Genomic DNA, 22237 nt, shown 5'->3' with positions numbered 1-22237 from the left:
CGTAGGTTTATTTCTTGTTCTTTACCGTCGATAGCCTGTACAGCCCAACGCCGTGCTTGGGGATCAGCTGCGATAGCTCGTCGCTAACCTTTCCGAGTGGCTTGTTTTGCCACAGCTCCTTAACGGCAACCTGCCCCTTTATACCAAGTTGGCTGAGTTTAACGGTTACCTTTTCGGGCTGTTCGCCATCGCGGGCGTTGAATAGGGCTAGGTACTTATCGCCGTTAGCGGCGTCGGCTGTCCAAACGTAGATGTCGTTATCCTTAAACAGCAGGCGGTTGTTCTTGCTGTGCTGGTTGATGTCGAGAACCTCCTTGTTGGTGATTAGCGATAGGGTAAAGTCGTTGTTGCTGGGTAGGTCGCCGCCAAAGATCAGGGGCGATTTACCCATGGCGAATAGCGACATTAGGGTGTGCTGCTCGTCGACGCTCAGGTGGCAGAAGCGGTTGTCGCCACGCTCGGCGCGGATGCCGATCTTGCCAATGGGGAGCATGTCGCCATCGGGCCAGTGCCCCTTGCCGGCGTAGGGAATCCACTTCTCGAATAGGGCGAAGTGCTCCTTTACCTGCCCCCAGTTATCCCAGAAGTCGTCGATGATGCGCCACATGTTGGCATGGGTTTGCACGTGCTCGGCGCTTGCCAGCGGCGTTTCACCGGGCGAGGTGCTCAGCACAATCTTGCGGCCTGTCTTGTCGATGGCCTTGCGGATAAGCTCAACTTCATCCTGATGGTATGGGCGCGAGAGGTCGTCAATCTTAATAAAGTCGAGCCCCCACGATGCGTAAAGGGCCATCAGCGAGTTGTAGTACTCCTGTGCACCATTCTTGGTGGCATCAACGGTGTACATGTCGCCCAGCCAGGGGCAGAGCAGATTGGTGTTGTAGATGTCGGCAGCATGGGCCGTAGAGCCTAGGATAGGCGTGTTCTTCTTAACGGCAACCTTAGGAATGCCGCGCATGATGTGTATGCCAAACTTCAATCCCTTGCTGTGGATGTAGTCGGCAAGAGGCTTAAAGCCTTTTCCTTTTGCTGATGATGGGAATCGCGCCTCCGATGGAATAAAGCGGCCGTATTCGTCCATGCAGAACACGGGGTCCTTTTCGTTGTACCCATGCGCCTTGTCGTTATCCACATACCAGCGGATGTCCACCACGATATACTCCCATCCAAATTTCTTCAGATTCTTGGACATGTAGTCGGCGTTTACCTTAACCTCGGGTTCGGTAACCGTCGGGCCGTAGCAGTCCCAGCTGTTCCACCCCATAGGAGGCGTTGCTGCCCACTTGTGGAACTCCATCTCCTTAGTCTGCGATGGTTGGGCAATTAGCTGTACCGATGCTGTAAGCGCCGCTAAGAGCAGCGTATGTTTTAGCTTCATAGGTGCGAATTTTATGCGAAATGGGGGAAAAGGGTTTGCTGATGCAAATCCTTTCCCCCGTAATTCCAAGATTAATTTCTATTACTTCTGAGTGTAGAATGCCTGCTCGGTAATTTGTCCGAGCTTTAGGTATTCCTTGTAGATTTCAAGATATGCCTTGTGGTTCTCCTGGTTTGGATGATACTCCAGCGCAAATCCTTGCCCCATGGCTTTCTGGGCCTCCTCGGCAGTCGAGTAAACACCTGCAGCCACAGCGGCAAACATGGCAGCACCAAGGGCACAAGCCTGTTCGCTCTTGGCAACCTTAATTGGCATGCCCAAAACGTCGGCAAGCGTCTGCATAACAAATGGCGATTTTAGCGAGATGCCGCCAATGCCTATTACGCTATCTATCTTGATTCCGTTCTCGAGGAAGCGGTCAACTATAGCCTTCGAACCAAATGCGGTTGCTTCTACTAGCGCCCTAAAGATGAGCGGAGCGGAGCTGCCTAGGGTAAGCCCGGTAATGGTTCCCTCTACCAGCTGGCTGGCATCTGGCGTTCTGCGGCCATTCATCCAGTCGGTAGCCAGGATGGAGCTGCTGCTAACCGGAATCTTAGCTGCTTCTGCCGATAGCGCAGGGATAATCTGGTCGAGCACTTCGTCTATCAGCTTCTGCTTGGTTTCAGCATCAACTAGGGTGGTTTTCGATAGGATGCTTTCAACTGGCCAAGCAACTACGCGCTTAAACCACGCGTATATATCGCCAAAGCCCGATTGACCAGCCTCTAGTCCAACCATTCCTGGGATAACAGAGCCATCAACTTGTCCGCAAATACCTGGTACCAGCTTATTGCCCATCTCCTCGTACGACGATACCATGATGTCGCAGGTTGATGTACCGATAACGCGAACGAAGGTGTTTGGGGTAATCTGGGCACCAACTGCCCCCATGTGGCAGTCGAATGCGCCTACTCCAACGGCTACGCTGGTCGACAATCCTAGGCGTTGAGCCCATTCGGGAGTTAAGCTTCCAACCTTTTCATTGCTGGGGTAGGTATGGGTAAATAGCCTGTCTCGGTATCCTTTTAGGCAAGGATCGAGGGCTACGAAGAAATCCTCAGGTGGTAGTCCACCCCACTGTTCGCTCCAAAGTGCCTTGTGTCCGGCGGCACAGCGGCTACGTTTCACCTCTTCGGGCTTGGTGTTACCGGTAAGAATGGCGGGTAGCCAGTCGCAGTGCTCAATCCAGGAGTAGGCTGTTTTGCGAACATCTGCATCCTCGCGAAGTACGTGCGTCATCTTTGCCCATACCCACTCCGACGAGTAGATGCCACCTTCGTATGCCGTATAGTCAACCTTCCATTCCTTGGCAAGCTTGTTAATCTCGGCAGCCTCCTTAATGGCGGTGTGATCCTTCCAAAGAACGAACATTGCATTAGGATTCTCGGTAAACTCAGGACGTAGCGCTAGTGGTGTACCTTCGCTGTCTATGAGTACAGGTGTACTACCCGTAGTGTCGAAGGAGATGCCTACAACATTTTCGGCTACCTCTGGCTTACACTTGCCTAGCGCTTCCTTTACCGAGGCTTCTAGCGCCTCCACGTAGTCGAGCGGATGCTGCCTGTAGCGATTAGCCAGTGGATCGCAGTACATACCCTTCATCCAGCGGGTGTAGTACTTTACGGAGGATGCGAGCTCCTCGCCGCTGGTGGCATTTACCACCAGCGCACGGCACGAGTCGCTCCCGTAATCTAATCCAATTACGTATTTTGTGTTACCCATCTTTTCTAGTATTCTAAAGAACCCTTCAGCATGTAGTACATTTCGTTAAATCGCAGCTCCTTTTTGAAGTTGGAGATGGTGGTGCTGTTGTCGATGGTTACCATCTCTACACCTGCAATCTCTGCGTAGTCTTCCATGTACTCTTCGGTTAGCACGTACGAGAAGCTGGTGTGGTGGGTGCCACCTGCGTAAATCCATGCTGCTGCACCTACTTCGAGGTTGGGTTGAGGTACCCAAAGAGCACTGGCAACAGGAAGTTTTGGTAGCGCTGCTTCTGGTTCGATAACATCTACCTTGTTTACGATCATACGGAAGCGGTTGCCCATATCAACAACGGTTGCTGCTACGCCTGTTCCTGCTGGCGATGTGAATACCAGACGTGCAGGATCAGCCTTTCCACCAATACCTAGAGGGTGAACCTCGAGCTTAGGCTTGTGAGCAGCAATTGTTGGACATATTTCGAGCATGTGCGCTTGTAGGATGGAACCTTTGCCCTTAAAGTGGTAGGTGTAGTCCTCAAGGAACGAGGTGCCGCCGTTTAAGCCCTGAGCCATCACCTTCATGGTGCGAACAAGAGCGGCAGTTTTCCAGTCGCCTTCTGCTCCAAAGCCATAGCCATCGGCCATTAGGCGTTGCGAGGCAAGCCCAGGAAGCTGGTTGAGCCCGTGAAGCGCATCGAAGTTGGTGGTAAATGCTTTTGCGTCCTTTTGCTCTAGGAAACGACGAAGCGCAATCTCCTCGCGAGCAGCTTCGCGCACCTGCTGGTGTTGGGCTCCACCCTTCTTTGCATTAGGTGCTAGATCGTACTCTTTTTCGTATACAGCTACCAAAGAGTCTACATCTGCTTCCGAAACCTTATCCTGTTCGGCTACTAGATCTCCAACTGGGTAGTAGTCCACATGGTAGCCAAAGCGCAATTCGGCTTCCACCTTATCGCCATCGGTAACGGCAACGTTGTTCATGTTATCGCCAAAGCGAATGATGCGCATGCCTTGTGCATCAGCCCAAGCGGCAGCAACGCGCATCCAAACGGCAATATGTCCCTGAACTGAGTCATCTTCGTAGTGCCCCACTACCACCTTGCGATTCTTGCGCATGCGGCTAACGATATGTCCGAACTCGCGGTCGCCGTGTGCGCTTTGGTTGAGGTTCATGAAGTCCATGTCAATCTCGCTCCATGGAATCTCCTTGTTGTACTGGGTGTGTAGGTGCAGAAGAGGCTTCTTATAGTTCTTTAAGCCTGCAATCCACATTTTGGCAGGCGAGAAGGTGTGCATCCAGGTGATAACACCAACACACTTGTCGTCTACGTTTGCGTCATTGAAGGCGGCAGATATTTCGGGAGCAGAGTTTACGGTTCCTTTGTAAACAACCTTAATTGGAAGCTGCCCTGATTTGTTTAGTGCTTCTACGATTGCATTCGAGTGTGCATCAACGGCAATGATTGCATCGCCACCGTAAAGGAGTTGTGCTCCTGTTACAAACCAAACCTCTAAATTTTTGAAGTCCATGTTCTTTTATTTTAAGTTATTTCTTTTTGTTTTGACCGTAGTAGGCGTTTGGACCATGCTTACGGTAAAAATGCTTCTGAATAAGCAGTGGGTTCATGGTCAGATTAGGATTAATGCTGAAGGCAATATACGCCATTTTAGCAACCTGTTCCATGACAACTGCGTTGTGAACTGCGTCGGAGGCGTTCTTGCCCCACGAAAAAGGTCCGTGGTTTTGCACCAGTACACCTGGTACGTATGTGGGGTTTATCCCATCAAACCTCTCTATGATTACATTCCCAGTTTCTTTCTCATATTCGCCCTTAACCTCTTCTTCGGTCATTTGGCGTGTACATGGAATTTCTTGGGCAAAGTAGTCGGCGTGGGTGGTGCCAATGTTGGGCAGGTCAACGCCAGCCTGAGCCCAAGCAGTTGCATAGGTAGAGTGGGTGTGAACCACTCCACCTATTTCTGGAAATGCTTTGTATAGTTCTAGGTGTGTTGGAGTATCGGATGAAGGCGATAGAGTCCCCTCTACCACCTTTCCGTCTAAATCAACTACAACCATATCTTCGGCTTTCATGGTATCGTATGATACGCCCGAAGGCTTGATTACTACTAGACCTGAAGTTTTGTCGATAGCGCTTACATTGCCCCATGTGAAGATCACGAGACCATGCTTTACCAAGTCGAGGTTTGCTTCAAAAACAGTCTGTTTTAGTGCTTCTAGCATGTCTTAATATAATTAATTTAACTACCAGAAGTAGATGTAGAAGGCAACGCAGGTACACACAACAATTGCAGAGGTAATGATATCTGTGAACGACCAGCTAGCCTTGGTTTCTGCAATCTGCTCGGGAGACTGCGAAAAGTATGTTAGTCCCTTTAGCTGATCTTCGCTTGCCTTAGGTGTGAAGAAGCTGATAAGGAACATTATCGCCATAGTAAAGAAGAATAGGAATAGGCAGAAGTATAGCCAGTTGATGGCAAGCATCTCTCCTAGTAGGCTGTCGGGTGCAATATGGTTGCTGAAGATCATCAGCACTAGACGGAACATACCCACGCCAAAACCAATCAGCAATCCCCATTCGCCAGCCTTTGGGGTAATCTTGCGGTTGAATACGCCAAGAATAAATACGGCCGAAATGGCTGGTGCAATAAGCGACTGTACGTTTTGCAGGTATTCGTAGAGAACGCTACCTAGTCCACGCATAATAGGAATCCAAATGAGGCCTAGTCCAAATACGGTTATTGTAGCAATTCTACCAACCCATACAAGGCGAGCTTCGGTTGCATTGGGGTGGTGTGGCTTGTAGAAGTCGATGGTAAATAGAGTTGCCGAAGAGTTGAAGTGTGCTGCTAGCGATGTCATAAGTGCAGCAATAAAACCAACGGTAACAATACCCTTAATTCCGGCAGGGAGTAGGGTGGTAACCAAAGTACCGTAAGCTTGGTCGTTGGTGTCGAACATGATTTTTCCTTGAGCCTTAAGCGCAGCGGCAATCATACCTGGGATGAGGAACATGAATACAGGAAGAATCTTAAGGAAACCTGCAAGGATGGTACCCTTACGGGCGTTGTTTAGGTCCTTAGCGGCAAGTGCACGTTGCACGATATGCTGGTCGGTACACCAGTACCAGAATCCGATGATGGCTGCTCCAAAGATTACGCCTATACCAGGGAACTTAGCATATAGCGGATCGGAAGGGTCGGCATGAATGAGGTGCTTGTTAGAACCAATATGCTCAAGAACAGTGTTCCATCCATCGAGAATACCTCCGCCACCAACTTCGTACAATCCTAGGAATAGAATGATGAAGGCACCAATAATAAGAATTGGTGTTTGGATGACAGAAAGCATCATAATACCCTTCATACCTCCAAGAACGGTGAAAATACCAGTAAGCAGTACAAGGCCAATTGCCCCATACCAGAAGTTAATGCCTAGTACGCTCTGTAGGAAAATACCTCCAGTGAATGCAGTAACCGATACTTTGGTAAGCACGTAGCTGATGAGGGTAATGATTGATAGCGTAGAACTGGTATTCTTGTTGAAACGCTTGTATAAAAACTCGGGCATGGTAAATACCTTGCTGTGCGCGTAGAAGGGCACAAATACCCAACCAAGAATCAATATCATCCAGCCTTGCATTTCCCAGTGAGCCATTGCCATGCCGCTTTCGGCACCTGCTCCTGCTAAACCTACAAGGTGTTCCGATCCAATGTTTGCTGCAAAGATTGCCGCTCCAACTGCCAGCCATGTTTCGCTACGGCCAGAAAGAAAATAGTCGCTGGTGTTTTTGTGATCTCTTCTGATAACCCAGAGTACAACGCCCACCAGTGCGGCTAAGAATACTCCGATAATTGTCCAATCTAGTGTTGCCATTTAATGTGCTGAATTAGTTAGTCCTTTTTATAAATACCCTTTAGGCCAATTTAATGTGACCTAAAGGGATTTGTGCTCGATTGCAAGTATATAAGATATACTGATGTAATGCTATTTTTCTCCGATCTTTTGTTTGAGGATTTCGAATTCTTTTTCGGTTACTGAGAATACAGTTCCGTGTCGAATTCCTTTTGGAACCGATATCTTATCGGAGATGTCTTTCCAATTCTTAAGGTCGGTAGATTCGATAGCACCATACTTTCCGTCCATGTACTTATCGAAAAAGACAATCCAACGGTCTTTGGTTCTTAGCACGGTTGGACCTTCGGCCCAGTACTTGCCGGTTATTGGGGCTGTAGGCTCGCTGTATTCGCCAGTGAGGTTTTTGCTAAAGGCAATACGTAAGTTCTTTTCGGCAGGGGCATCGTTCTCGTTCTTCAGGAACATGACGAATTGCTTTCCATCCTTAAGTATGGTTGCATCGATTACGCTAAACTTCTTATCGTAAAGTAGCTTTGTCTTACTAAATGTTTTGAAGTCTTTGGTGGTGACGTAGTACATGCGGTGGTTGTACTTGTCCTTAGGGTTTACGCCAAGCATAGGGAAGCGATCGGGGATGGTAGATGCCCAGTAGATCATGTACTCCTTTTTCTTTGCATCGTAGGTGATTTCGGGTGCCCATGCGTTTAGGGTCGTTGACTCGTGCTCCATAACGGGTAGGTACTGCTGTTCGCTCCAGTTAACCAAATCGGTTGATGAGGCGTAGCCAATACCCTTTTCGTTCCAGCTAACTGTCCAAACCATGTGGAACTTTCCATCTCCACCCTTAATGATGCAGGGATCTCGCATTAGCTTGTCGTTGCTGATCTGAGGTGCTAAGAATGATTTGTCGTTGTTGAGCGCTTTCCAGGTGTACATGTCGGTAGAGTAGGCAAGGTGTAGCCCGTCTTGTCCGTTGTCGTTAAAGTACGAGAAGAGCCAAATCTGCTTCTCCGCCTTTTTCTGGGCTAGTGCAGCGCTTGCGGTGAGTATCACTGCAAATGCAACGAGCGCTAGTGCTTTAAAATTAGGCTTATTCATGATGTAATGTTTTGTCTGTTTTAACTAATAACCCTGCCCTTTATAAAAAAAAGGCAGGGAATTATTGAGTGTGTTAGTGCCGTTGCCTACTTAACGGGGGTAATGGTAAACCCGTAGGAGTATTCTTTAGCCTTTAGCAGGTATTGCTCGTGAGGATATGCTCCCCAGCTGTTATCGCCACCTACGCCACGTTGTGCGAGGTCTACGCAAAGCACTACCTCTCTGCGAGGAGTGATGTCGTTGGTGTGGCGATACTTCTTCGATAAACCTGGATCAAAGTCTTCGGGGTAGTTATTCAGCGCGCTTACGCAGATTGGCTGAAGTCCCTTTATTTGGATGCCCTTTCCATCATTGTTGGTAAGGGTTAGCCAGCGAACATCGGTCTTATAGCCATTCTCCTGTGGACGGGTGTATGGCACGTACTGATCTGAAACCTTGCTAGAGTAAATTCCAATGTTAGCAGCGGTGTTGCGATCGGTGTAGTTCTCCCAAGGACCACGTCCGTAGAAGTTGAAGTTGTCGAACTCTTCGCCCAGTGACATAATCATGCCGAATCGGGGCATCTCGGGCAGTACGTTAGCACCTGCCTTGTAGCTTACGTTTACCGATAAAGCACCATCAGCAGCCATAGTGTACACAATCTGATAGTCCGATGCAACATCCTTTAGGTATAGGTTGGCCGTTACGATTGCCTTGCCGCCTTCTTCCTTCACATCGATGCTTTTTACAGAGGTGTTGTTTCCGGCAGTACGCCAAATGTTACACTTTGCCTGCATGCCGTTTCCGAAGTCGTTATCGGTTGGGGCTCTCCAGAAGTTTGGTGCTGGCTTGTTGTTGAAGTACCAGCTGTTGTCGGTTCTGTAGCCGCCAATTAGGCCCGACCACTTGTTGATGATTACATCGACACCACCTGCGCTTAGGGTGATTCTATCCTTATCGGTTGACACCTTTGGTGCAGCACCGCTTGCTGAAGCGCTAGCAAAGAACTTTCCTTCGCCTAACTTAAACTGCTCGCGGGCAACCTCGTGTCCTTGAGGAATCATCTCGGAACCGTTGCGGGTGTATGCGTATACGTTTAGGAAGTATTCGGCACCATCGGTAGCAGGCATTTCGGGCATTGCTAGCTGAACCTCTTTTTGAGAATCGGGTGCTAGAGCTACATCGAAGCTGCCGCTTTTTATTACTTCTCCATTCTTAATCACCTCGTACTTGAATACGTAGTCGGCAAGGTTGGTGTAGTGGAACTCATTTGCTACTGTTACTAAACCTTTTTCGGGTTGTGTAGCCGTAAAGTAGATGTCTTGGTAGTACTTCTTCACCTCTAATAGGCTTGGGTGAGGCGTTCTGTCGGGCCAAACCAGCCCGTTGTGGCAGAAGTTTTCGTCGTTGGTGTAGTTTTGGCTACCCATATCGCCGCCGTACGACCAGTACTTGCGACCGGCCTCGTCGGTAACCTCAAATCCTTGGTCAACCCAGTCCCAGATGAATCCGCCCTGCATATTTTTGCTTCCGCGGATAATATCCCAGTACTCCTTAAAGTTGCCCGAGCTGTTGCCCATAGCGTGCGAGTACTCGCACATGATGAATGGGCGCTTTACGTTTTGGCGTGCAGCATACTCCTTCATATACCTAATTTCGGGGTACATGGGGCACACTACATCGGTGTTCTCGGTTTCGCCTGCTTGCTCGAACTGCACTAGGCGGGTTTTATCGCGCTCCTTAATCCACTTGTAGGTTTCGTGGAAGATGGGGCCATTGCCGCACTCGTTGCCTAACGACCATAGAATTACTGATGCATGGTTCTTGTCGCGCTCTACTAGGCTAACGGTACGGTCCATGTGTGCTGCCTTCCATTCGGGTAGGTAAGCGGGGTGCTTCGACTTGTCGAACCAGCCTTGCAGCTCGGCACCCATGCCGTGAGTTTCGATGTTGGCCTCATCAACCAAGTAGATACCGTACTGGTCGCATAGCTTCACCCAGTCGATGTTGTTGGGGTAGTGGCTGCAGCGAACGGCGTTGATGTTGTTCTGCTTCATGGTGCGGATATCCTTCAGCATGGTCTCCCTGTCCTGGTAGTGACCGGTGACTGGGTTATGCTCGTGGATGTTGACGCCGTGAACGTAGATGCGCTTGCCGTTTACCAGCAGCTGCCCATTCTTGAGTTCTACCTTGCGGAAGCCTACCTTGGATGATACCGTCTCTACGAACTTGCCGTTTTCATCGTAAAGGGTTAGCACCAGCGAGTACAGGTAGGGCGTTTCGTTGCTCCATAGCTTTACCGACGAGAGGCTCTTCGAAAATGTGAGATCCTTCTTTGCATCGGCAGGTGTGCTGGCCTTTTGGGTTTGGGCGAATACCTCCTTGCCTGAGGCATCGAGTAGCGATACCCTAACCTGTGAATTCTTACCTGCCTTGTTGTAGTTACGCAGGGTAACATCAACCGATAGCAGCCCATTCTTGTAACTGGCATCTAGGTCGGGGCGGGCAAAGAAGTCGGCAATGCGGATGTTTTCGGTGCTGTAGAGGTACAGGTTGCGGTCGATACCCGATAGGCGCCAGAAGTCCTGATCTTCGAGGTACGAGCCATCGCTCCAGCGGTAGGCCTCTACGGCTACCAGGTTCTTACCGGGCTTCACGTACTTGGTGATGTCGAATTCGACGGGGCTCTTGGTGTTCTCCGAGTAGCCCACCTTTTGTCCGTTCACCCAGATGTACATGGCCGAGGTGCCCCCTTCGAAGTGGAGGTAAACGCGGCGGCCGTTCCAGCTGGCGGGTAGGTCGAAGTTGCGACGGTACGAGCCAACAGGGTTATCGGAGTGATCGATGTAGGGTGGATTCTTCTTGTAGGGGTAGGTGATGTTGGTGTAGATTGGAATGCCATACCCCTGAAGCTCCCAGTTGGAGGGAACCTTTATCTCCTTCCAGTTGATTACGCTAAAGCTGGGCTTGTAGAAATCAACGGGGCGCTGATCGGGGGTGGGCGACCACTGGAACTTCCAGTTCCCGTTGAGGGAGAGGAACCAGGGCGAGCGAATGTACTCGTCGGCTAATGCCGAACGCTCGTCGGCAAAGGGGAGGAAGGTTGCCCGTGCGGGCTCCCGGTTGATTTGAAATACTTCGGGGTTTTCCCAGTCGTTGACAGTCTTATTTTCCTGTGCAAACGAAGGCGAAAGCAATAGTGCTAGTAAACCCGTTGCTAACCATTTTGTTTTCATGCGATACGTCTGAATTGTTTCGTTGTGTGTGTAAAGTGGGCTCCATTCCTAAATTCTATCATTAACACTTTCGATTACCCAACTTGCTTAGGAATGGAGCCTGAATTATAATAAAGAAACCCAAATGTCGTGTATATGTTTGGCTGGAAGCAGCACTACTCGTAGGCTGGTGCCAGCAGGAAGCCCTGCTTGTCGTAGTGCTGATCGTACTTCTCGTCGAAGGCGGTGGTAAAGAGCTTCTCGTCCGACTTGTTGCGCGAGCGCTCGATGCTCAGCGCCTTGCCGCTCTTCTTGTTTACCAGCTTGCACCAACCATCGCTCTGCTTTACGATCTTCCAAACCTGGCCATCGTCCTTATTCTTGTCCGATAGCGCTGCCTGGTCGTCGAGGTAGCGGCCGCTTGGCACATGCCTTATTCGGGCAAAGTCTTTCCCCGTAGGTTCTACCACCCAGCGTTGATCCTCCTTGGCGTAGTCGAGCCGGTAGTTGCCAATGGCGTTGGCGCCATTTTCAGCTGTGCGCAGCGGGGCTAGGTAGGCTCCGGTCCACTTGCTCTTGATGCGTAGCTGCTTGGGGGTCGTGGCCTTTGCCGATAGCTTGCCCGATTTCATATCTACCGATAGCTTGCTTGCCCACTCCATCACCATGGTGGTGTCGTTGGCGAACGTTAGCGGTAGGAAGATGTATCGGGAGTTGAAGTACTGCGAGGGATCCCAGCGGTCGCCTACGTAGAGGTAGCTGGTGGTTTTAGCGCCCTGTATGGGCAGGATGTAGGTGGGCTGCGTGTCGAACGACATGGGCGAGCCCACGTTCTTCAGCGCCGACCAGGGGCCCCGCATGGAGGTGGCGAAGGCGTACTTGGCCTGGTTGGGGTCCCATCCGGTGCAGAACGAGGTGAGCATGAAGTAGTACCTGCCGCGCTTTACCACGGCGGGCGCCTCGCGCTGCGAGCCGGGCCACAGCGTCAGCACCTTCTCCTTTACATCGAGGTAGTCGGCGGTGAGCTCGTACACGTTCATGTCGCGGTTCTCGCGGGTGGAAGATATGAAGTAGGCCGTGCCGTCGTCGTCCTTAAACAGGTTGCAGTCGCGTGACATGTTGTCGAACGGGCGGAAGCTGCGCAGGTAGGTAAACGGCTTTTCGATATCCGAAGAGGTGGCCACCGCCGCCCTGGCGTAGCTGTAGTCGGTGCGGATCTCGTAGTGCATCCACATCACAAACTGCTTGGTGGCCTCGTTGTAGATTACCTTGGGGCGCTCGATGTTGGCCTTGGCCAGCTCGGGGTTCGACTGGCGGGTGAGCAGGTCGCCCCTCAGCTCCCAGTTTACCAAGTCCTTCGAACGGTAGCACGACACCAGCACGTCGTCGTGTCGGTTTTCGCCAATCCAGTAGTAGTACTCGCCCACCTTCAGGAAGCCGCCCCCGTGGGCGTTAATCAGGTTGCCGGCGATGTCGGTATGTACGGCACCGTTTACGATGGTGGTTTTTGCCTCGGTCTTCTGCGCGGCCACCTCCAGCGAGGGTGCCAGCGTGCAGGCGGCAAGCAGCGCCCAAAGCGGTGCGAGGCGTGTGCGTATAGCAGTACTTTTTGTCATTGTTGGATGTATCTGTGTTAGGGTCGATTATTTCTGTTTTATAACGTTAAAGGCTGTAAAATACCCGACTCCACAGCATACAAATGTATTAGGGTGGGGGAGATGTAGGTGTGACAAAAAAGTCATTAACGGGGAAAAAATAGTTCAGATCGAGGTTTTGTGCCGTCTCCTCGCTGTGGTTGATTGATAGGGCTAACTCTTAAAAGTCAGGCGTGTGCATGGCGATGGAGGGGTGATGCCTGTTGGGGGAAGTGTGAAAATTTGCCATCTGGTTAGACCAAACTAATGTGTTAAAAATTGGGAACTTCTGCGCCCGGTTTGGTGGCGGCTTTTAAGGGCAACAAGCATCCTTAGAGGGGCTGCTTTGCTTAGCCGAATGGCGGCTGCTGTTTTCGAATGCTCCCCAACTGAGCCTGATTGCGTCATGGTCAAGTTCGATTGCAGGTGCGTCAGATCCGTTTGCGGAGCATCCAAGCGCAATTGCGGAGGTGCTAATACCGATTGCGACACAGCTAAGCTCAATTGCGGAGGTGCCAATGCCGATTGCGTTACTGCCAAGCCCGATTGCGGAGGTGCCAATGCCGATTGCGATACAGCCAAGCCCGATTGCGAAGGCGCCACATGTCATTGCGTCATGGTTAAACTCGATTGCAGGTGCGTCAAATTCGTTTGCGGAGCATCCAAGTGCAATTGCGGAGCAGCCAATGCCGATTGCGTTACCGCCAAGCTCGATTGCGAAGGTGTTACATGACATTGCGTCATAGTCAAGCACGATTGCGAAGGCGCCACATGTCATTGCTTTATGGTTAGGCGCGATTACGGTACCGCCAAGGTCGATTGCGCGCTGCTCGGGGAAAAGCTGTTTACGGAGCGGCGCCTACAAGCGCAGGTGGCACATTTGCGGGCGTGGAAGCGTAGGTGGAGCTCTGCTTTGCTAAAGAGAGGGTGGGCTAAAGGGGGAAAATGCGTAGAGGCGCCATCCTCGGGCGCCTCTACCGTATTTTTATCCACCTATGGGGGTGCTGTGCCTACTGCTCGCCGTTTTCCCTGCGGATCTCCTCGTGCTTGTCGCGGTACTCGGTAGGGGTAAGGCCAAACTCGGCCTTAAACGAGCGGCTAAAGTACTTCGAGTCGTTAAAGCCCACGCTGTAGGCCACCTCCGAGATGTTGCCCGCGTTGCACAGCAGCAGCTTGGAGGCGTGCTTCAGGCGGATGTTGCGGATGAACTCGCCGGGCGACATGCCGGTAAGCGACTTGAGCTTGCGGTGCAGGGTCGATTTGGAGGTGCCCATATCGGAGGCAAACCCCTCGAAGTCGAAGGTGATGTCGGCCAGCTTCTCCTCCACCTTGGCCACGGCCTGCTTCAGGAACTCCTCGTCGATGGAGCTGTAGCCCATATCCGAGATGTTCACCTCCATGTTGCTCTGGAAGCTTTGGCCCTTCTGCTCGCGCTTGCTGATGAGGTTCCTTACGCGCGCCTCCAGCATGCGCATCTCAAACGGCTTGGCGATGTAGCCGTCGGCCCCCGCGTTGTAGCAGTCGATGCGGTCCTCGGTCGAGTTCTTGGCCGTGAGCATCAGCACGCCGATGTGGCTGGTCGAAACGTCGTTCTTTATCATCTGGCAGAGCGAGAGCCCGTCGAGCTCGGGCATCATCACGTCGCTAATCAGCAGGTCGATGTCGTTCTCGCGGATCAGGCCGAGCGCCTTCACCCCGTTTTCGGCCGACAGCACGTTGTAGCGGGCGGCAAAGTGGTCGGCAACCATCCTGTTGATCTCGGGGTTGTCCTCGGCAATCAGGATGGTGAAGTCCTTCTTCTCCGATGCATCGGTGGGCTTCCGTTCCTCGCCCTGGTCGGCCGTAGCCTCCTCCTCGGCCGGATACTCGCCAAGGCCTTCCTCGTCCATCTCCTCGTCGCGATAGGCATCCTTGGACACCGGAATCTCGAAGGTGAAGACCGCCCCTTCGCCGGGGGTGCTGTTCACCCGAATGTGGCCCTTGTGGATGGCTACCAGGTCGTGGGTCAGCGATAGCCCTATGCCGTGGCTCTGGCTCTGGTCCGAGGTTTTGCTGATGTAGAATCGGTTGAAGATGTTGGGTAGGTCAACCTCGGCAATGCCGCTGCCCGTGTCGGATACCGAAAGCACCATGATGGTGCTGCCGTATCGGGGCACAAAGCGGAGCTTCACCCGTATTTCGCCCCCCTTGGGGGTATGCTTAAAGGCGTTGGAGAGGAGGTTGTAGAGCACCTTGTCCAGCTTGTCCATGTCGAAGTACGCCTCGTAGCACTCCTGGTCGACATCGAACACGAAGCGGATCTCCTTCTCCTGGATTAGCGGCTGGAAGTTCGACTGGCAGATGTTGTTTACGAACGAGATGACGTCGGTCTTCTGAATCCGGAGCTTCATTTCGCCGCTCTCGGTCTTCTTAAAGGCCAGGATCTGCTGGATGAGCCTGCGGAGCCGGCTTACGTTGGCCAGCATCATGCCCAGCTGCTTGCTATCTTCGGCGTGGCGCTTCTGCAGGTTTTCGATCAGCAGCGAGATGATCGTAAGCGGCGTGAGCAGCTCGTGCGAGATGTTGGTAAAGTAGCGCAGCTTTAGCTGGGCCAGCTCCTCGGTCTTCTCCTTTTCGATGGTCGATATCCTGAGCTCGTTCTTCAGTTTTAACTTGTTGGCCAAATTCTTTGACCCATGATAGATGCCGCCGAAGATGAACACCAGGTAAATCAGGTAGGCCCACCACGACCGGTAGAATGGCGGCTTGATGGTAATGTGCAGCAAGGCCTCCTGGTTGGTCCACTCGCCGTTCTCGTCGCTGGCCTTAACCCTAAAGGTGTAGTGCCCCGAGGGGAGGTTGGCGTAGTTCACCGATCGGCGGTTGTTGCCCACGTAGGTCCAGTCCTCGTCAACGCCGTCCAGCAGGTAGGCGTACTGTATCTTGCTCGACGAGCTGTAGTCGAGCGACGAGAATTCGAGGGCGAAGTTGTTCTCCGAGTTGCGAATGGTAACCGTATTCTCCTCAGGGTCGTAGTGCCTGTCGTCGATTAAATCGAAGATCGATTGGTTCTGAATGAGGATGTCGGTTATCGCAATCTGCTGCCTTTTGGGCTTTGCCGACAGCGAGTAGCTTTGGGGCGAGAAGGCCGAGATGCCGTTGTTGCCCCCGAAGAGAATTTGGCCCGATGCCAGCTTCACAAAGGCATCCTTCGAGAACGAGTTGACAACAATGCCATCCGAAGCCGTAAAGTACGACGAGGCATGCGTCTTGGGGTTGTAGCGAACGATCCGCTTGTTGGTCGAAATCCAGAGCATGCCTAGGTTGTCCTCCACCACGTCGAGCACGGCATCTTCCACTATTCCGTATTCTTTGCTTACATCCGTTAGCCTCTTTTGGCCCTCGTCGTAAACAAAAAGGCTACCCTCCTTGGTACCCAAGCATATCTTGCTATCCCTTCGGCAGCACACTGATTGTATGCTGTTGGAGTTAAGCATGGTGGTATTCTCTACGTCAGGGAAAGAAACCTTTTCCACCTTCTGGCTTTTGCGGAGGTAGCGGAATACGCCCTGCTCGCATACTATCCATATGTTCCCCAATACATCTTCCTTAATGATGGTGGTGTTGGAGAACTTCTGCTTAAGTTTAACGAATCCACCATTGAGCGGCTTGTAGTATACGTTGGATGATGTTGCTATCCATGCCATCCTGTGCGAGTCCTCTATTGCGTTCGAGGTTATCTGTTTGGCATCTTTTTCTATGGTTAGAATGTGGCAATCCCGACCTTGCCGGCTGTCATCGTTTATTGCATATATAAAATTCTTCCCTTGGCCGCAAACCCAAATTTGGTGCGCGCTTTTTATTCTCGATAGCCCGTAAATGCTCTTGTTTGCCAGTATTTCGGGGTTGATGTACCTGGTGGCGCTGCCTGTTTTGGGGTCTACAATGTAGAGGCCAGCGCGGTTTATCGCCGTGTATACCTTGCCATCAGCCGATTCGCACAGCTTGATGATGTTTGGGGTCGATCCTAGCGTCTTTCTAACCTCCATAAGCGGGAAGTTCCTAATGGCAGGTCGGTTGAAGTCGAGCCGGTAAACGCCTTCTCCCTCCGAGCCAATCCATAGGTTGCCCTTTCTGTCGGTAATAATCTCGTGGAATATCTTATTGGCGGCATCCTCAAACAGTCCATCAGTATCGAGAACCTTGCAGGTGTAGCGGTCTTTCTTCTCGAAAAGGTATAGCCCCTCGAAAGATATAGCCCAAATGTATCCGTACTTGCTATCCTGGGTGATGGCGTAAAACACCTGGTCGATAGGCTGAGCCTTGCCGTTGCTCTCGAATTTCATCGGCACAAAAGGGTTTCCTGTGGGCTTTGATGGGTCGAGGGTAAAGATGCCATTCCCCCAGGTGCATACCCATAGCTGGTTGTTCCTATCCTGGAAAACCCTGAAGGGGTTGTTGCGAGAGCCAACTTTGGGGTAGCGGTAGAAGCTGTTCGTTTTGGGCTGGAAGAGGCTTAAGCCCCCTTCCCAAGAGCATATCCAAATGCGATCTTGCCTATCCTGAAAGATCTGGATAACGCAGTTACCACCTATTGAATGAGGGTTGTTGCTTTTGTATCTGTAGTTGGCTACTTCTTTTCCATCCTCCGATACCTTATATATACCTTTTCGGCTAGTGCCAATCCAGATGTTTTTTTCTTTATCAACGAGGATGGTGTTAATCTGTTCGGTTCTCAGCTCCTCTATGGCTAGCGGCTTAATCTGGAATGTTTTCTTGTTAACGATGTTAACGCCTTCGTCGGTGCCAACCCAAATGTTAGAATCATCTTCGGTAATGCATTGGATAACGTTGTTGGTAAGCCTTGCAGGCGTGTTCCAGTTCGATCGAAATATCTTTATCGAGTAGCCGTCGTACCTGCAAAGGCCATCCTTTGTGCCAAACCACATGAAACCCAACTTGTCGTGGTAGAGCCTAGTTACTGAATTGGAGGGTAGCTGGTCGGATATGGGAACCTTTTGAAAGTAGCGTTGAATGCTGTTGCTAATTCCTTGAAGTGGAATTGCAAGTGAAAAGGCAAAAAAAACAAGTAGTTGAAGTCTCTTCATTTGTCCGTCTCTAGGTCTTGTATGGTGATTCTTTTCGTACAGTTAATGGGTGTATTAACTTTTTGCAAAAGACGGTTCAATTTAGGAAAAAGATAGGCACTGGCAATACCTGATATCGTTATAGGATAATGAAACTTCTGTCCGTGGTCTCAAAGGGTGCATTATCAAGTAGATCAATGTACCTAAGCTTTTGATATCTAAATTTAGCATAAACGTTTGAATCAGAATTTATCAGTAGGTGTCATGGAACTTATTAAAATTAGGAACTTGTAGGCGGATCTCCATTTTATGAATTAAGCCATCGTGGTGTGAGGTAACAAGATGTAGAACTTCGAAATTGTTACCTTTTATAAGAGTTGTCTGTTGTCTTCTTTCTTCATAGATGCTTATTGGGCGTTTTTACGATGCGATGAGCAATTCCTTCGCTATCTTTTTTAGATGTGCTCCGAACTTTTGAGTTGTCTTGGAGTTTTATTGAAGTAGTCTTAATGTGGGAGATCGGTAAGGTTTGATAATGTTTGGTTGAAACGAGGGGGGAGTGTTAAGTTTTTTTGTAATCATACTGGTATTGTATTGTGGTGATGTTTAAATTGGATTTGCATTAATATTGTTAATGATATTCTTTGATGATGCTGGTCTTGGTTGGTAATGTATTGTTGTTTAATGTGAAATAGGTTTTGAATTGAGAGAGTGTTTGTAATATGTGTCAATGAGTCTTAACCGAATATTATACCAAATTGAATTTATTTTCTCCTCGATTCTTTACAAACTAGCATATTTTCGCTTGTGGTTCTTAACCGTATTAAGCGTTGTTTTAATAATTTTAAGTCATTAACATCAGGCTGATGAGTAACAAGAAAAGAAAGAGCAACAAACGGAGTCCTTAATAACAAAAGGTACTTCAAATTTCAAATCGCAGATTTTATCTGCACGAATCGAATTTACCTAATCAATCAATCAAGGAACATGGATCTAAGAAAAAAAACGTTGGTTCTTCTGGCCCTTCTAGCATTTTCTAGTCACGCGCTTTGGGCCGGGAATGAAGGAAGCAGTATTGCGAGTTCTGCAGTACAGCAAAAAAAGAGCAGTATCTCGGGTACTGTAAAAAATGAAAAGGGAGAAACTATTGTTGGTGTTAGTGTTTTGGTGAAAGGAACAGCTAACATGGGAACAGTAACAGATATTGATGGTCGTTTTACACTAAGTAACGTTCCTCAAAATGCTACGCTGGTTTTCTCTTTTGTGGGAATGAAAAAGCAGGAAGTTGCCGTTGATGGGAAAACAAACATAGCGGTGGTTCTTGAATCAAACGCTATCAGTATGGACGAACTGGTGGTTGTAGGTTTCGGTACACAGAAAAAGGTTAATCTTACCGGTGCTGTTGGTACTGTAGATAAGAAGGCGCTCGAAACGCGTCCTGTACAAAATGTTGCTCAGGCATTACAAGGCGTAGTTGCTGGTCTTAATATCAGCCAAAATTCGGGCTCTATGGAGTCGCGCCCTTCAATTAACATCCGTGGTATTGCAACAATAGGCTCTGGTTCTAGTGGCTCACCTCTTATTCTGATTGATGGAACAGAGGGAGATATTAATGCCATTAACCCACAAGATATTGAGAATATATCGGTGCTTAAGGATGCTGGTGCTGCTGCCGTATACGGGTCTCGTGCTCCTTTTGGGGTGATTTTGATCACCACTAAAAAAGGGAAAGCAGGTAAGGCTGTTGTAAACTATAACAACTCGTTTAAGAGAACTTCTGCATTGCTTCTGCCTCATATGATGGACTCCTATACTTTTGCTCTATATTTTAACGAGGCCAATAAGAATAGTGGTGCTGGTCCATTTTTTAGTGATGAGTGGCTAACCCGTATAAAAGATTTCCAGACAGGGAAGTTGACCAATCCAAAGAATGGTTTGCCTATGACCACAGTTCCTAATGGAAGCAATTGGGCCGATTATGGTGGAGGTAACGATAATATTGACTGGTATAAGGCGGTATACAAAAACTCCGCTCCATCTCAGGAGCATAGCGTGAGCGTATCAGGTGGTAATGAGACTACCAACTACTATATTTCTGGTAACTTTTTAGATCAAGATGGTCTTGTGCGTTTTGGAGGAGATAAATTCAATCGTTACGCTGCTACTGCTAAGATCAACACCAAAATCTCTGATAAGGTTTCGTTGGGATATAATGGACGATGGATTAGAGAAGACTACGAGCGCCCATCAAGCCTTACCAATAGTTTGAACCAAGATTTGGCTCGTCAAGGTTGGCCTACTCTACCTTTATACGATCCCAATGGCTACCTTTTCTCGTCTCCTTCTCCTGCTCTTGCGCTAAGAGACGGAGGTAGAGATAAAAAGCAAACTGACTGGCTTTATCAGCAGTTACAACTTATTGTTGAGCCTGTAAAAGGATGGAGAATAACTGGAGAACTAAACTACAAGACGATTGACGAATTTAGACATTGGGATTCACAGAAGACATATAACCATAATGTTAATGGTGACCCTTACGTTTACAATTCATATACCAATGTTCATGAAGGTGCTGCCAGAACAAATTTCTTTAACCCTAATATCTTTTCGGAATATTCGAAGTCAATTAATGCCAATAACTTTAAGGTAATGGTTGGTTTCCAGGCTGAACAGTATAAAGACCGTAATGTTTCTGGCGATAGAAATGGTATTATTACCGCAGCACTTCCTACATTAAACACTACTTCTGGAACTGATGCCAATGGTAAAATAGTTTCTCCTAGTGTTTCTGGAGGATACGGTAACTGGTCAACGGCAGGTTTCTTTGGGCGTTTTAATTACGACTATGATGGTCGTTACCTATTGGAGGCAAACTTCAGGTATGATGGTACCTCTCGATTCCTTGCGGATAAAAGGTGGAATGCATTTCCTTCTGTTTCTGTAGGTTGGAATGTTTCAAAGGAGGCGTTTTGGAAACCAATAGAAGAATATGTGAATAGTTTAAAACTAAGGGCTTCGTATGGTTCTTTAGGTAATCAAAATACTAAAAATGATAACGATTATAGATTAGCCTTTTATCCTGCAATTCAGACCATGCCAATAGGAACATCAAATGGTTCTTGGTTGGTAAACGGAGTACAACCAAATACAGCTTCTGCTCCATACCTGGTTTCTTCATCACAAACTTGGGAAAAAATTAGAACTTGGGATGTAGGTGCTGATTTAGGAATGTTTAATAATAAGCTTACTGCAACGTTCGACTACTATATTCGATACACCAATGATATGTTGGCTCCTGGTGTTGAGTTGCCAGTGACCCTTGGAACTGATGTTCCAAAGACTAACAACACAGATTTAAAAACATACGGTTTTGAGTTGTCGCTTAATTGGCAAGACAGGCTAGCTAATGGGCTTGGCTATGGTATAAAAATTTCTGTTGCAGACTCTAGAACTAAAATTACAAAGTATCCTAACCCAACAGGACGCCTAGATCAAACTATTGCTGGTAGAATGTATGGCGAAATCTGGGGATATGATACAAAAGGAATCGCGAAGTCTGACGAAGAGATGAACGCGCATCTTGCAAGTTTACCTAATGGAGGTCAAAATGCTGTTGGTAGTAACTGGAAAGCAGGAGATATCATGTACAATGACTTAAATAATGATGGTAAGATTGATAAAGGAGCTAATACCATATCTGACCATGGAGATTTAAAGGTTGTTGGAAATAGTACACCTCGCTTCCCATTCTCTGTTGATTTGTCTGCTGATTGGAAAGGTTTCGACTTTAGAGCATTTTTCCAAGGTATCATGAAGAGAGATTACTACCAAGATAGCTACTTCTTCTGGGGTGCATGGAAATGGGGTGTTTGGTGGTCGACCGGATTAGATGAGCATAAGGACTACTTCCGTGCTGATGCCAACAATCCTCTTGGACAAAATCTAAACTCTTACTATCCTCGTCCTCTTTTTGGAGATGGCAAGAACATGGAAACACAAACACGCTATATGCAAAATGCGGCATATGTTCGTCTAAAAAATCTTCAACTTGGTTACACTCTACCTGCCGAATTAACCAAAAAGGTTGGTGTTTCGAAATTAAGGGTATTTGTTTCGGGCGAAAACCTTTGGACTTATACAAAGATGGCCAAGATGTTTGACCCTGAAACCATTGATGGTGGATATGGTGGTAATGTTTACCCATTGTTCAAGGTTTATTCTTGCGGTCTTAGCGTAACCCTTTAA

10 protein-coding genes are annotated in these 22237 nt (G+C 49.0%); 1 reads left to right on the top strand and 9 read right to left on the bottom strand.

Going from position 1 to position 22237, the window contains the following annotated elements; translation table 11 throughout:
• Positions 1-7 precede the first annotated feature (7 nt).
• The 9 genes from ACHZA1_RS00905 to ACHZA1_RS00865 form a co-directional block, all read right to left on the bottom strand.
• On the bottom strand, positions 8-1378 hold the full coding sequence (locus ACHZA1_RS00905) for a glycoside hydrolase family 27 protein (protein ID WP_320053357.1): 1371 nt from the start codon (positions 1376-1378) through the stop codon (positions 8-10).
• 81 nt (positions 1379-1459) lie between these two features.
• Positions 1460-3142 carry a ribulokinase gene (locus ACHZA1_RS00900; RefSeq protein WP_320053356.1) on the bottom strand — a complete coding sequence of 561 codons (1683 nt, stop codon included), beginning with the start codon at positions 3140-3142 and terminating at the stop codon, positions 1460-1462.
• A gap of 5 nt (positions 3143-3147) precedes the next feature.
• Positions 3148-4653 (bottom strand): L-arabinose isomerase, encoded by a 1506-nt coding sequence (gene araA / locus ACHZA1_RS00895; protein WP_320053355.1) that lies wholly within the window; start codon positions 4651-4653, stop codon positions 3148-3150.
• A 16-nt stretch (positions 4654-4669) separates the two neighbouring features.
• Positions 4670-5365, bottom strand: coding sequence for an L-ribulose-5-phosphate 4-epimerase (locus ACHZA1_RS00890; protein ID WP_320053354.1), 696 nt, complete (start codon positions 5363-5365; stop codon positions 4670-4672).
• Positions 5366-5386: 21 nt separating this feature from the next.
• The gene (locus tag ACHZA1_RS00885; RefSeq protein WP_320053353.1) at positions 5387-7018 is read right to left on the bottom strand and encodes a sodium:solute symporter; all 1632 of its coding nucleotides are present in this window, start codon (positions 7016-7018) and stop codon (positions 5387-5389) included.
• 111 nt (positions 7019-7129) lie between these two features.
• Entirely contained in the window at positions 7130-8098 is a 969-nt protein-coding gene (locus ACHZA1_RS00880) for a glycoside hydrolase family 43 protein (RefSeq protein WP_320053352.1), read from the bottom strand.
• A gap of 86 nt (positions 8099-8184) precedes the next feature.
• Positions 8185-11313 (bottom strand): glycoside hydrolase family 2 TIM barrel-domain containing protein, encoded by a 3129-nt coding sequence (locus ACHZA1_RS00875; protein ID WP_320053351.1) that lies wholly within the window; start codon positions 11311-11313, stop codon positions 8185-8187.
• Positions 11314-11468: 155 nt separating this feature from the next.
• Positions 11469-12908 carry a family 43 glycosylhydrolase gene (locus tag ACHZA1_RS00870; protein ID WP_320053350.1) on the bottom strand — a complete coding sequence of 480 codons (1440 nt, stop codon included), beginning with the start codon at positions 12906-12908 and terminating at the stop codon, positions 11469-11471.
• A 1028-nt stretch (positions 12909-13936) separates the two neighbouring features.
• Positions 13937-18013 carry a two-component regulator propeller domain-containing protein gene (locus ACHZA1_RS00865; RefSeq protein WP_320053349.1) on the bottom strand — a complete coding sequence of 1359 codons (4077 nt, stop codon included), beginning with the start codon at positions 18011-18013 and terminating at the stop codon, positions 13937-13939.
• A gap of 966 nt (positions 18014-18979) precedes the next feature.
• Between ACHZA1_RS00865 and ACHZA1_RS00860 the strand changes: the two genes are divergently transcribed.
• A complete protein-coding gene (locus tag ACHZA1_RS00860; protein WP_320053348.1) occupies positions 18980-22237 on the top strand; it encodes a TonB-dependent receptor in 3258 nt (1085 codons plus the stop codon).

It is taken from the genome of uncultured Acetobacteroides sp. (assembly GCF_963667355.2).
In the GTDB taxonomy this organism is placed as follows: domain Bacteria; phylum Bacteroidota; class Bacteroidia; order Bacteroidales; family ZOR0009; genus Acetobacteroides.
Note: the sequence above shows the minus strand (reverse complement) of the source record. Positions and strands in the feature narration are given on the sequence as shown.